The organism is Streptomyces sp. NPDC002785 (assembly GCF_040295565.1).
In the GTDB taxonomy this organism is placed as follows: domain Bacteria; phylum Actinomycetota; class Actinomycetes; order Streptomycetales; family Streptomycetaceae; genus Streptomyces.
Genome location: NZ_JBEOVN010000016.1, coordinates 24257 through 36572, shown reverse-complemented (window position 1 = coordinate 36572; position 12316 = coordinate 24257). Strand labels below are relative to the sequence as shown.

Annotated in this window: 11 protein-coding genes; 3 read left to right on the top strand and 8 right to left on the bottom strand. The window is 69.7% G+C overall.

Features of this window, described 5'->3' with window-relative positions; genetic code table 11:
• Positions 1-60: 60 nt before the first annotated feature.
• From ABTZ94_RS07025 to miaA, 4 genes are all read right to left on the bottom strand, one after another.
• Entirely contained in the window at positions 61-2217 is a 2157-nt protein-coding gene (locus ABTZ94_RS07025; protein WP_351198295.1) for a RelA/SpoT family protein, read from the bottom strand.
• Positions 2218-2357: 140 nt separating this feature from the next.
• Positions 2358-3224, bottom strand: a complete 867-nt coding sequence (gene dapF / locus ABTZ94_RS07020; protein WP_351198293.1) for a diaminopimelate epimerase — start codon at positions 3222-3224, stop codon at positions 2358-2360.
• A gap of 151 nt (positions 3225-3375) precedes the next feature.
• Positions 3376-3813: a hypothetical protein gene (locus tag ABTZ94_RS07015; protein WP_351198357.1), complete on the bottom strand. Its 438-nt coding sequence runs from the start codon at positions 3811-3813 to the stop codon at positions 3376-3378.
• A 107-nt stretch (positions 3814-3920) separates the two neighbouring features.
• Positions 3921-4859 carry a tRNA (adenosine(37)-N6)-dimethylallyltransferase MiaA gene (miaA, locus tag ABTZ94_RS07010; protein ID WP_351198291.1) on the bottom strand — a complete coding sequence of 313 codons (939 nt, stop codon included), beginning with the start codon at positions 4857-4859 and terminating at the stop codon, positions 3921-3923.
• Positions 4860-5154: 295 nt separating this feature from the next.
• Here miaA and ABTZ94_RS07005 point away from each other — a divergent pair, with 295 nt between their 5' ends.
• Positions 5155-5427 (top strand): antitoxin, encoded by a 273-nt coding sequence (locus ABTZ94_RS07005; RefSeq protein WP_351198289.1) that lies wholly within the window; start codon positions 5155-5157, stop codon positions 5425-5427.
• Between the two features lie 93 nt (positions 5428-5520).
• Here ABTZ94_RS07005 and ABTZ94_RS07000 read toward each other — a convergent pair whose 3' ends face one another.
• Together ABTZ94_RS07000 and miaB are read right to left on the bottom strand one after the other, a co-directional pair.
• Complete coding sequence (locus ABTZ94_RS07000; RefSeq protein ID WP_351198287.1) at positions 5521-6234, bottom strand: class III extradiol dioxygenase subunit B-like domain-containing protein; 714 nt, start codon at positions 6232-6234, stop codon at positions 5521-5523.
• 68 nt (positions 6235-6302) lie between these two features.
• Positions 6303-7796 (bottom strand): tRNA (N6-isopentenyl adenosine(37)-C2)-methylthiotransferase MiaB, encoded by a 1494-nt coding sequence (gene miaB / locus ABTZ94_RS06995; RefSeq protein ID WP_351198355.1) that lies wholly within the window; start codon positions 7794-7796, stop codon positions 6303-6305.
• A 181-nt stretch (positions 7797-7977) separates the two neighbouring features.
• Between miaB and ABTZ94_RS06990 the strand changes: the two genes are divergently transcribed.
• On the top strand, positions 7978-8976 hold the full coding sequence (locus ABTZ94_RS06990) for a TAXI family TRAP transporter solute-binding subunit (RefSeq protein WP_351198285.1): 999 nt from the start codon (positions 7978-7980) through the stop codon (positions 8974-8976).
• 57 nt (positions 8977-9033) lie between these two features.
• Here the strand turns inward: ABTZ94_RS06990 and ABTZ94_RS06985 are convergent, their stop codons facing one another.
• The gene (locus tag ABTZ94_RS06985; RefSeq protein ID WP_351198283.1) at positions 9034-10428 is read right to left on the bottom strand and encodes a sensor histidine kinase; all 1395 of its coding nucleotides are present in this window, start codon (positions 10426-10428) and stop codon (positions 9034-9036) included.
• Between the two features lie 15 nt (positions 10429-10443).
• Entirely contained in the window at positions 10444-11136 is a 693-nt protein-coding gene (locus ABTZ94_RS06980; protein WP_351198281.1) for a response regulator transcription factor, read from the bottom strand.
• 351 nt (positions 11137-11487) lie between these two features.
• On the opposite strand from ABTZ94_RS06980, the gene ABTZ94_RS06975 reads away from it, so the two are divergent.
• A complete protein-coding gene (locus tag ABTZ94_RS06975; RefSeq protein ID WP_351198279.1) occupies positions 11488-12273 on the top strand; it encodes an amino acid ABC transporter ATP-binding protein in 786 nt (261 codons plus the stop codon).
• Positions 12274-12316 lie beyond the last annotated feature (43 nt).

Sequence of the window (12316 nt, the reverse complement as noted above, 5' to 3'; positions counted from 1 at the left end):
GCGGCGCGCGCCACGCCACTCGAACGAGATCGCTATGGCAGATGGCGCTGCGCGGCGGGGTCAGACGGTGGCGGCGGGGTGCTGGGCGCGGCTCACGTCGTACACCCCGGGTACGTCACGCATCGCGCGCATCAGCGCCGGCAGTCCGGCGGCATCGGGGAGCTGCAATGTGTAGGTGTGCCGGACTCGCTGTTCGCTGGGCGGTTCGACGGTGGCGGAGATGATCGCCGCGTCCGCCGTCGCGATCGCCTCGGTGAGATCGGCGAGCAACCGTGGCCGTCCGAAGGACTCGGCGACCAGGGTGACCCGGCACCCGGCCGCGTCGCCCCAGCTCACCGAGACCGGCACCCGGCCGACGGACTGCATCCGGACCACCTCGGAACACTCCAGACGGTGCACGGTGACGGCGCCGCCGCGCACGACGAATCCGGTGACGGCGTCGGGTGGTGCGGGGGTGCAGCAGCCCGCGAGTCGCACGGTGGCATCCGGCCGGTCCACCACGGCGCTCGCGACGCGGCTCGCGAACCTGGCGTGCCCGGGGCCGGGGTTTTCCTGGAACTGTGGCTCGGACCTGGGCTCCGCGGGCCTGCTGCTGTGCGGGCCCTGGGCATCCTCGGGGTGGGCGTCCAGCCAGCCGGTGATGGCGATACGGGCGGCGGGGGTTCGGGCGTGGTCGAGCCAGTCGGGCGAGGGACCGGAGGCGGTGTCCTCGGTGAGCAGCAGCTGCACGGTGTCGCCGTCGCTCAGTACCGTGCCGAGAGTGGCCAGTCGGCCGTTGATCCGGGCGCCGATGCAGCTGTGTGCCTCGTCCCCGTACTGCACGTAGGCGGCGTCGATGCAGCTGGCTCCGGCGGGCAGCCCGAGCGTGCCCCCGTCGGTGCGGAAGACCGTGATCTCCCGGTCCTGGGCGAGGTCGGCGCGGAGTGTGGTCCAGAAGGTGTCCGGGTCCGGGGCGGACTGCTGCCATTCCAGGAGCCTGGAGAGCCAGCCGGGCCGGGTCGGGTCCGCACGCTCTCCGTCCGCGGGTTCGGCGGACTGCAGCGCTGAGCCGCTGTCCGCGGCGTACGGATTACCGAGGGCGATGACGCCCGCCTCGGCGAACTTGTGCATCCGGTGCGTACGGATGAGGACCTCGGCGACCGCCCCATCGGGGCCCACGACCGCGGTGTGCAGTGACTGGTACAAGTTGAATTTGGGGGCGGCGATGAAGTCCTTGAACTCGGAGATCACCGGGGTGAAACAGGTGTGCAGTTCACCGAGCACGGCATAACAGTCGGCGTCCTCGCCGACGAGAACCAGCAGTCGGCCGAAGTCGGTGCCGCGTAGTTCGCCGCGTTTGATCCTGACCCGGTGCACGGAGACGTAGTGGCGCGGCCTGATGAGGACTTCTGCGGGAATGTCGGCCTCCCGCAGCACCGCCGCGACGTTCTCGGCGATGGCGGCGAGCAGATCCTGGGGCGCCGGGGCGCCGGAGGCGTCCGGTTGCACCGACGCGGCCGCGATCAGTGCGCGGGTGTGTTCGTACTCCTCGGGGTGGAGGATCGCGAAGACGAGGTCCTCCAGCTCGGTCTTGAGGGCCTGTACGCCGAGCCGTTCGGCCAGCGGGATCAGCACGTCGCTGGTGACCTTGGCGATCCTGGCCTGTTTCTCGGGGCGCATCACGCCGAGGGTGCGCATGTTGTGCAACCGGTCGGCGAGCTTGATCGACATCACCCGGACGTCGTCCCCGGTGGCGACCAGCATCTTGCGGAAGGTCTCGGGTTCGGCCGCCGCTCCGTAGTCGACCTTCTCGAGTTTGGTGACGCCGTCGACGAGGTAGCAGACCTCTTTGCCGAACTGTTCCCGCACCTGATCGAGGGTCACTTCGGTGTCCTCGACGGTGTCGTGGAGCAGTGAGGCCGTGAGTGTTGTGGTCTCGGCGCCGAGCTCGGCGAGGATCAGCGTGACGGCGAGCGGGTGTGTGATGTACGGCTCGCCGCTCTTGCGCATCTGCCCGCGGTGCGAGGACTCCGCGAGTACATAGGCCCTGTGCAGGATGGAGAGGTCGGCATCCGGGTGGTGCGCCCGGTGGGCCTCGGCGACATGACCGATCGCGTCGGGCAGCCGGTCGCGGGAGACGGGGCCGAGCAGCGCGACGCGGCCGAGCCTGCGGAGATCGATCCGGGGACGGCCTCGTCTACGGATGGGAGCACCTGGGTTGGTGGCCTCTGCGCTCATGGGGCACCTCCGGCGACGTCGACCGGCGGTGGAGAGGTGCGGACGCGCCTCCGGGCCGGTGCTTGATGCTATCGAGCCCACCACGTGGCGGAGTCCGGCTCTCGCTCAGCGTGAAACGGATCACCCATTCGAGCGAAGGTCTAGGGCGTGTCGAGCCAGGCAGAGTCGATCAAGCCTTCGGCAACGATCACGGCGGCTCCGGTCATCTCGATCTCGCCGCCCGGCCGCTCGGTGATCACGAGGGTGCCGCCGGGCAGATCCACCGTGTACGTGACCGGCGTGCCGGTCTCCGCGGGGTCGACGCCGTCCCGGCGGGCCGCGGCGACGGCCACGGCGCACGCGCCCGTGCCGCAGGAACGGGTCTCGCCCGAGCCGCGCTCATGAACCCGCATCGCGACATGGCGCGGTCCGCGGTCCACGACGAATTCGATGTTGACGCCGTCGGGGTACACGGCCGCGGGGCTGAACGGCGGTACGGAGAGCAGATCGCCGGCGTGCGCCAGATCGTCGACGAAGGCGACCGCGTGCGGATTGCCCATGTTCACATTGCGGGCGCTCCAGCTTCGGCCGTCCAGGCTGACCGTGACGCCGTCCTCGGGCAGGAGCGCGCGCCCCATGGAGACTGTGATGTCACCGCCCTTGGCGATGTGCACCTTCTTCACGCCGCCCCGGGTCGCGACGGCGAGGTCGCCCTCCTCGACGTGTCCGGCACGCTGCAGATAGCCGGCGAAGACCCGTACGCCATTGCCGCACATCTCGGCGATCGAACCGTCGGCGTTGCGGTAGTCCATGAACCACTCGGCCTCGTCCGCCATGGCCCGCGCCTCCGGGTGCGCGGCGGACCGTACGACGTGCAGCACCCCGTCACCACCGATACCGGCCCGGCGGTCGCACAGGCGGGCGACGGCGGAGGCGGGCAGGTCGAGGGCGTTGTCCGGGTCGGGAACGATCACGAAGTCGTTCTCCGTGCCGTGGCCCTTGAGGAAGGCGATCTGCGAGGTGCTCACAGGGCAACTGTACGAGGCGGCACCGACAGCCGAGGAAACCGGCCCACGGGACAGCGCACCGTACGGGGGCCGTGGGCATGACACCGGAGCAGGAGCTGGGCAGCGCGCCGGACGGAAGCCGGGCGTCACGCCGACGGGGCCGCTGCGTCCGTCAGCGCAGCCGTGCCACGCGCCAGACGGCCAGTGCGACCAGTGCGGCGCACACGGCGACGTACAGCGCGATCACGCGCCAGTCGGACCGCTCGCCCGAGCCACGCTGCGGCAGACCGGGCCAGGTGTAACCCACGCGGCGGGCGGCCATCATGCCCCAGCCTGCGGCGCAGCAGCTGATCAGCAGACCCAGCATGGCGACGACCGCGCCGCCGTCGCCGAACTCGAATGCCAGCGGGAACGCGAACATCAGCGATCCCAGCGCCGCGAGCATGACGATCGGTGCAAGCTGCCAGATGCGCAGACGCCGCGCAGGCCGCAGCTCGACCTCGACCTCGGGGGTCACCTCGAGCTCATCGGGCCCGTCGGGGCTCAAGCGTCCTGCCTCGTGCAACGTGTCCGGTGTGTCTTGTTCTGTGTCGCGAGGGCCGGCCTCCATCGCCACGCGCCCTCCCAACTCGGACTCCACTGGTCGATCGATGCTCGATGATGGCACGCTCCCGGGCGCCGAATTGACGGGCAGGGCTTCCCGATGCCATCACGTGATCAGGCTGTAACCGCTCGTTCGACCAACGCCAGCGCCTGGTGCGGGAGTTCCCCGCGATGCTCCGCGGCGCCATTCAGCCAGTGGACCCGTGGGTCGCGGCGAAACCATGAGTCCTGACGGCGCGCGAATCGTTTGGTGGCACGTACGGTCTCGGCACGCGCCTCGTCCTCGGTGCACTCCTGGGCCAGCGCGGCAAGCACCTGCTGATAGCCGAGCGCCCTGGACGCGGTCCGTCCTTCGCGCAGACCGTGCGCCTCCAGGGCGCGCACCTCGTCCACGAGTCCGGCCGCCCACATCCGGTCGACCCTCAGCGCGATGCGTTCGTCGAGTTCGGGGCGGGCCACGTCGACGCCGATCTGGACGGTGTCGTACACCGCATCGTTACCGGGGAGATTGGCGGTGAAGGGCTTGCCGGTGATCTCGATGACTTCGAGAGCCCTGACGATTCGGCGGCCGTTGCTCGGCAGGATGACCCGGCCCGCTTCGGGGTCGGCGGCGGCGAGCCGGGCGTGCAGCGCCCCGGAGCCCCGCTCGACCAGTTCCTCCTCCAGCCTGGCCCGCACGCCGGGGTCCGTGCCGGGGAACTCCAGGGCGTCGATGGCGCCCTTCACATAGAGCCCGGAGCCGCCGACCAGCACGGGGGTACGGCCCGCGGCGAGCAGCCGGTCGATTTCTGCGCGGGCCAGCCGCTGGTACTCGGCGACGCTGGCCGTCTCGGTGACGTCCCAGATGTCCAGCAGGTGGTGCGGAACGTTTCCGCGTTCGCGGAGCGTCAGCTTCGCGGTGCCGATATCCATCCCCCGGTAGAGCTGCATGGAGTCGGCGTTGACCACTTCGCCGTCGAGCTGCTGAGCAAGGAATACCCCCAGATCGGACTTTCCGGCTGCAGTGGGACCGACGACGGTGATGACCCGCGGTGCGGGAGCTGAACTTCTCACCGCCCCAGTCTCGCAAACCTCCGGCCCTCTTCCGGAACGAGTGGGGTGACCTGCTCCGAGCAGGAGTCGTTTGCCGTTCCGGCCACAAGCCGTCTGCCCCGGCCCCGGGGCGGGCGAGTGGCGGGGTGCGACGCCGCGAGCGACGCGGATCTTCGCCCGTGCCAGTAGAATTCATAAGTGAATACGGGCGTTTTTTCACGATTTGCCGGTCGCCCTCGGGGCTGCCTGATGAGGCCGTCGGCAACGAGGTCGGAGAGGACGCCCGCCCCTAGTCCCCCAGCAGGGAAGGTGCCCGATGGGCTTCCTGGACAATTTGAAGGCCAAGCTGAGCCCCGCCAGGGACAAGGTCGGCGATCTCGCGCAGCAGCACGGGCACAAGATCGACCAAGGGCTCGACAAGGCCGCACGGACGGTCGACGAAAAGACCAAGGGCAAGTACAGCGACAAGATCGAGTCCGGCACGAAGAAGGCCAAGGACGCGGTCGAGCGCCTGTCCCACAAGCACGGCGAGGGTGATACCAAGCACGACGAGGGCGGTACGCCGCCGGGTACGCCGCCCGCTTCCTGAACATCAACCGATCAAGCCCGACGGACGGCCGTGGAGCGGCGACGTTTCACGGCCGTCGGCTGTATCGGCTCGGGCAAGGGTACGGACGGGGGCTCAGGACCAGGTGGCGACCAGGTAGCCCACGCCGTACGGGGCGTCCTCGTACAGCAGCTGTCCGCCCAGGCCCGCCCCCTCGGCCGCGCCCGCGAGCACCTGCCAGGGCGCCCGGCCCGCCGCCTTCAGTTCGTACGCCAGCGACTCGTCCAGCGCGATCAGCGCGTCGGGGTCCGCCGTGCCCAGCGCATGGGCGGCCGCCGCATCGAACGCTTCGGCACGGTCGTCCAGGTAGCCGGGGGCCTTGAGCGTGCGGCAGGCGCTGCCGTCGCCCATCACCAGCAGGGCCACCCGGTCCGCCCTGGCGGCCAGGTCCCGTCCGGTGCTCGTGCAGCGACCGCTTTCGAACGATTCACCGACGCCGAGCCCTTCGACCGGCGCCTCGGCCCACTGCGCGCGGGCCAGCAGCCAGGCACCGACGGCGAGGGACGCCGGAAGCGGGCGGTCCGCCACCGGCCCCCTGTCGCGCCCCAGCCGTACACCGAGGTCGACGCCGAAGCCCTTGAAGGTGCCGGTGGCCCCCTCGGGATGCGGGCCACGCCCTTCGTGGTCCGCGGGCCCGATCACGATCAGCAGATCGGGCCGGGCGGCAGCCAGCACGCCGAGGGCATCGGCGCAGGCTTCTCTCAGGGCGTCGAGCTCGGGCGCGGCACCGGCGGCGACCGCGGGTACCAGCAGGAGCGGGCAGGGGCAGACAGCGGCGGCGACAAGCATGGTGGGCAGCGTACTGCCTGGATGCGACGCACCCGCCGGCCACCGTCGCCGTCTGCGTCCTGCCGTTGTCAGTCGCAGCCGCAGCCGGGGGCCGCGGCGGCGGGCAGTGGCGCCGGGGCGCCGATACCGGGCAGTCCCAGCATCACTCCGGCCGGCTTGGCGGCCTCGGTGGCGGTGCGCTTCTCCCAGGCGTCCCCGGCCCTGGTCCGCCGTACACCCACCGGAACGCCCTCGGCGAGCAGGTGGTGCGGGGCCGCGTAGGTGATCTCGACGGTCACCACATCGCCCGGACGCACGTCCTCGTCCGGCTTGGTGAAGTGGACCAGGCGGTTGTCGGGGGCGCGGCCGGAGAGGCGGTGGGTGGCGCCGTCCTTGCGGCCCTCGCCCTCCGCGACCATGATCTCCAGCGTTCGGCCGACCTGCTTCTTGTTCTCCTCCCAGGAGATCTCCTCCTGGAGGACGGACAGGCGCATGTACCGCTCCTGGACGACCTCCTTGGGGATCTGCCCCTCCATCTCGGCCGCCGGGGTTCCGGGGCGCTTGGAGTACTGGAAAGTGAACGCGTTGGCGAAGCGCGCCTCGCGGACCGCGTGCATGGTCTGCTCGAAGTCCTCCTCGGTCTCGCCGGGGAAGCCGACGATGATGTCGGTGGAGATGGCGGCGTCCGGCATCGCGGCGCGCACCTTCTCGATGATGCCGAGGAAGCGCTCCTGCCGGTACGAGCGCCGCATCGCCTTGAGGGTCGTGTCCGAGCCCGACTGCATCGGCATGTGCAGCTGGGGCATCACATTGGGCGTCTCGGCCATCGCCGCGATCACGTCGTCCGTGAAGTCACGGGGATGCGGCGAGGTGAAACGGACCCGCTCCAGGCCCTCGATCTTCCCGCAGGCGCGCAGCAGCTTGGAGAAGGCCTCACGGTCGCCGATGTCGGAGCCGTACGCGTTCACGTTCTGGCCGAGCAGGGTGATCTCCGAGACGCCCTCGGCGACCAGCGCCTCGATCTCGGCGAGGATGTCGCCGGTGCGGCGGTCCTTCTCCTTGCCGCGCAGCGCCGGGACGATGCAGAAGGTGCAGGTGTTGTTGCAGCCGACGGAGATGGAGACCCACGCCGCGTAGGCGGACTCGCGGCGGGTGGGGAGTGTGGAGGGGAATGCCTCCAGGGATTCGGCGATCTCGATCTGCGCCTCTTCCTGGATACGGGCGCGCTCCAGCAGCACCGGCAGCTTGCCGATGTTGTGCGTACCGAAGACGACATCCACCCAGGGGGCCCGCTCGACGATGGTGTCGCGGTCCTTCTGCGCCAGGCAGCCGCCGACGGCGATCTGCATGCCGGGCCGCTTGGTCTTCATCGGGGCGAGCCGGCCGAGATTTCCGTAGAGCTTGTTGTCGGCGTTCTCCCGCACCGCGCAGGTGTTGAAGACGACAACGTCGGCGTCGCCGTCGGAACCCTCGGCGGCACGTACGTAACCCGCGCCCTCCAGCAGCCCCGACAGCCGCTCGGAGTCATGGACGTTCATCTGGCACCCGTAGGTGCGCACCTCGTACGTCTTCAAACCGTCCACTACTCCACCAGCCACATCGTTGCCGCTCACCCGTCCAGGGTAAGGGCTCCGACCGGGCCGCAATGATGAATACCTTTCCGGCCGGACTCACGGCTCCTGTGCCCGGGCGCGGGGACTGCGGATCCGGGTCGCCGGGGCCCTGCCCTGGTCATCGCCCCGGCGGGCTGGCAGGATCGCCGCCATGCTCCAGGCACTGTCCCGTATCGGCCGACGACGCACCCTTCAGGCGTGTGCCGCCCTCGTCGTCGTGCTCGGGCTGCTGCTGTGGTGGCTGCTCCCGCTCGGGGAACCGGCGCCGAACGGCACACTGACCTTCAGCACCGGCGTACGCAGCGGGGTCTACCATCGCTACGGCGAGCGGCTCAGGGGCGACCTGGCCAAGGATCTGCCCCAGGTGTCGATACGGCTGCAGACCAGTGAGGGCTCGCAGCAGAACATCGCACGGGTGGCGACCGGGAAGGCCGACTTCACCATCGCCACCGCCGACGCTCTCGCCACTTATCTGCGCGGTGGCGGGCCCGGCGCCGACCGGCTGCGGGGCTGTGTGCGGCTGTACGACGACTACGTCCAGCTGGTCGTGCCCCGGGACTCGGAGGTGCGCAAGGTCTCGGACCTGATCGGCAAGCGCGTCGGGGTGGGGCAGCCGGGTTCGGGGGTACGGCTGATCGCCGACCGGCTGCTGACGGCTGCCGGTCTCAATCCCGCGAACGACGTGACGCCGGTTCCCGACAGTATCGACACCATGCCGCAGCGGCTGGAGAACGGCCTGCTCGATGCCTTCTTCTGGTCCGGTGGGCTGCCCACCTCCGCCGTGCAGGAGCTGTCGGACCGGTTCGCGATCCGGCTGGTGCCGCTGGAGGCCTCGCTGATCAAGGAGCTTCAGGCCGTGGGCGGGTCCGCCCGCTACTACCGGTCGGCCGTGATGCCCGCCGATGCCTACCACAACGCGCAGCAGGGGCAGGCGGTGCCGACGGTGGCGATCGCCAATGTGCTGGTGACCACGGACCGTACGGATCCGGCGATGACCGAGGCGTTCACCCGGACCGTGATCGACAGCCGGGACCGGATCGGGCGCGAGGTGCACGCGGCCCAGCTGGTGGATCTGCGTACGGCGATCTACACCGATCCGCTGCCGCTGCACGAAGGGGCCAGGCGCTACTACCGCTCGGTCAAGCCCTGATCCCCGCCGCCGCTCGGTCGAGCCTGACCCCCGCGCCGGGCACTCCCCCGCCCGCGCTCAGCCCTGCGGGCCCCTGCGCGGCACCGACACTGTCACCCGCAGCCCGTGCGGCTCATGGGCGGCGTAGCTGAGAGAGCCGCCGCCCGCCGCCAGAAGGGCCTGGGAGATGGAGAGCCCGAGGCCGGAACCCCGCACGTTCTGATGCTGGGCGCTGCGCCAGAAGCGGTCTCCGACGCGCTCCATCTCCTGTGTGGTGAGGCCCGGTCCGCGGTCGGCGACGACGACCATGACGTCATCGCGGCCGGAGGCGACCGTGACGAGGACCTCTTCGTCGGCAGGGGTGAATTTCAGGGCGTTGTCGATGATGGCGTCGAGGGCGCTCGACAGGGCGATGGGGTCCGCCCAGGCGGTCACGGCGAATGAACCGTCCACCATGAGCCGTACTCCCTTCTCCTCGGCGACCGGCCGCCAGGAGGCGATGCGTTCCGCGGTGAGCGCGCCTATGTCCGTGAGCTGAAGATCGGCCGCGGCGTGTTCGGCCAGCGCCAGGTCGAGCAGGTCGTCCAGGACCTGCGCGAGGCGCTTGCCCTCCGTGCGCACGGAGGCGATCTCCTCGTTGCCCTCGGGGAGTTCGAGTGCGAGGAGCTCGATCCGCAGCAGCAGCGCGGCGAGGGGGTTGCGCAGCTGGTGCGATGCGTCGGCGACGAAGGCTCGCTGCTGCTCCAGCACGTCCTCGACGTTGTCGGCCATCTCGTTGAACGAGCGGGCCAGGCGCCTTAGTTCCGGCGGTCCTCCGGAGGCCGCGACCCGGGATCTCATCCGGCCGCTGGCGATGTCGTGGGTGGCCGCGTCCAGGGTCCGTACGGGCAGCAGTACCCAGCCGGTGAGCCGGATCGCGGCGCCGACCGCCACCAGCATCGCGACCGCTTCGCCGGCCGCGATGAGCAACCAGCCGCGCAGCGTGCGTGCGCGCATCTCGGAGGTGGGCGAGTCGATGACCACGACGGCCACGACATCGCCGTCCCGTACGACAGGTGAGGCGACGACGACCCTGCCCCGCTGCCAGGGCCAGACCTGCGGCGGATCGTGACTGCGACGCCCCAGGAGCGCTTCCTTGAAGGCCTCTCTCCCCTCCCCCTCGATCGGGAGCTGCCAGGCGGCCGGGGCCTTCGCCATGGCGCTGTCGTCGCGGTAGAAGACACCGGCACGGATGCCGTACACCGATGCGTAGGTGTCGAGTTCGCTCCGCAGGGTCCGGCGCCGCTCGTCGTAACCGGGGGTCCGCTCGGCGATGAACTGGGCGAGCGCGGCGAAGCGTGTCGTGTCGTCGATGCGGTCGATGACGACGCGTTGCTGCTGGGCGGCTGCCACGCTGACGGCCAGCGGGAAGCCGAGGGCGAGCAGCACGCTCGCCATGAGAATGATGAGCAGGGGAAGCAGCCGGGTGCGCACCTGGGACGTACGCCTCTACACGGACGGGGCGACGAGGCGGTAGCCGACCCCGCGCACCGTCTCGATCAGTGCCGGCAGCCGCAGTTTGGAACGCAGGGACGCGACGTGCACTTCGAGCGTGCGCCCCGTTCCCTCCCAGCTCGTACGCCACACCTCGCTGATGATCTGCTCCCGGCGGAAGACCACACCGGGGCGCTGGGCGAGCAGCGCGAGCAGGTCGAACTCCTTACGGGTGAGCTGGACTTCCGAGCCGTCGACACTGACCCGGCGGGTCGGCAGCTCGATGTGTACGTGTCCGAGGCGCAGAGCGGCGACGGGCGTGGACACGGTGTCCTCGCCGGCCGACTTGCGCCGGCTGACGGCGTGGATACGGGCGAGGAGCTCGCCGGTGTCGTACGGCTTGACCACGTAGTCGTCGGCACCGAGGTTGAGGCCGTGGATCCGGGACCGGACATCGGCGCGCGCGGTCACCATGATCACCGGGGTGGAGGTGCGCTTGCGGATCTTCCCGCACACCTCGTAGCCGTCCTGGTCGGGCAGGCCGAGGTCGAGGAGCACGACGCCGAAGGGCTGCGTGTCCGCGGGCAGCAGCGCCTGCAGTGCCTCTTCGCCGCTGCGTGCGTGCACGACCTGGAAGCCGTGCCGGGCGAGGATCGCGGAGAGGGCGGCCGCGACGTGGTTGTCGTCCTCGACGAGCAGCAGTCTCATAGCCCCCCTTTCCAAAGGTGCGGTGCCGGTTTTCCGAAGGTGCGGTATCGACGAGTGTCGATGCAGTCTCTCGTACGCCGCTCGTCATTTCCCCGTACCGAGATGTTTCACGTCATGGCGTACCAGGGCATCCACTCCGATGACCGGTAGGTCAGTCAAGGGCCCGCCCATCGCATCGGGCCATCTGTTATCCACCCGGTACGCCCCGGGTGCCTCGTCCGCCGCCCCGCTCACACGGAGTGCCCGGCTGCGACCGTATCGTTATCCTCAATTTCCGCTCAGATGTAATGACGCTGGTCGCACTCCGTCACTATGGTCCTTCTCAATCGAGGAGGACGGAGCAAGAAGCCGATGAGCGGAGTTTCAGTGACCAAGGGCGCCGAGGACGCCGCACCTGCGGCGAACGACCTTGTCGTACTGAGCAACGTCAACAAGCACTTCGGCGCGCTGCATGTGCTCCAGGACATCGACCTGACCATCGCCAGTGGCGAGGTCGTGGTCGTCATCGGGCCCTCGGGGTCCGGTAAGTCCACGCTGTGCCGCACGATCAACCGCTTGGAGACGATCGACTCGGGCGCCATATCGATCGACGGCAAGCCGCTGCCCCTGGAGGGCAGGGAGCTGGCCAGGCTGCGTGCCGACGTCGGCATGGTCTTCCAGTCGTTCAATCTCTTCGCGCACAAGACGGTGCTCGAAAACGTGATGCTGGGCCAGCTCAAGGTCCGCAAGACGGACAAGAAGGCTGCCGAGGACAAGGCCCGTTCGCTGCTGGACCGGGTGGGCGTGGCGACGCAGGCCGACAAGTACCCCGCCCAGCTCTCCGGTGGTCAGCAGCAACGCGTGGCCATCGCCCGCGCGTTGGCGATGGACCCCAAGGTGATCCTCTTCGACGAGCCGACCTCCGCGCTCGACCCGGAGATGATCAACGAGGTGCTGGAGGTCATGCAGCAGCTCGCCCGGGACGGCATGACGATGGTCGTCGTCACCCATGAGATGGGCTTCGCACGCTCGGCGGCGAACCGGGTCGTCTTCATGGCGGACGGAAAGATCGTCGAAGAGGCCACGCCCGACCAGTTCTTCAGCAACCCGCGCAGTGACCGGGCCAAGGACTTCCTGTCGAAGATCCTTCACCACTGACTGATCCTGCACTGCCGGGCCCGGACCGGCTGATCACTCACAT

Excerpts from the sequence above, each read along its gene's own strand:
- ABTZ94_RS07015 (WP_351198357.1), bottom strand. The coding sequence starts at position 3,813 with ATGGAGGCCGGCCCTCGCGACACAGAACAAGACACACCGGACACGTTG.
- ABTZ94_RS07025 (WP_351198295.1), bottom strand. The coding sequence starts at position 2,217 with ATGAGCGCAGAGGCCACCAACCCAGGTGCTCCCATCCGTAGACGAGGC.
- ABTZ94_RS07000 (WP_351198287.1), bottom strand. The coding sequence starts at position 6,234 with ATGCTTGTCGCCGCCGCTGTCTGCCCCTGCCCGCTCCTGCTGGTACCC.
- ABTZ94_RS06990 (WP_351198285.1), top strand. The coding sequence starts at position 7,978 with ATGCTCCAGGCACTGTCCCGTATCGGCCGACGACGCACCCTTCAGGCG.
- ABTZ94_RS06975 (WP_351198279.1), top strand. The coding sequence starts at position 11,488 with ATGAGCGGAGTTTCAGTGACCAAGGGCGCCGAGGACGCCGCACCTGCG.
- ABTZ94_RS06980 (WP_351198281.1), bottom strand. The coding sequence starts at position 11,136 with ATGAGACTGCTGCTCGTCGAGGACGACAACCACGTCGCGGCCGCCCTC.
- ABTZ94_RS07005 (WP_351198289.1), top strand. The coding sequence starts at position 5,155 with ATGGGCTTCCTGGACAATTTGAAGGCCAAGCTGAGCCCCGCCAGGGAC.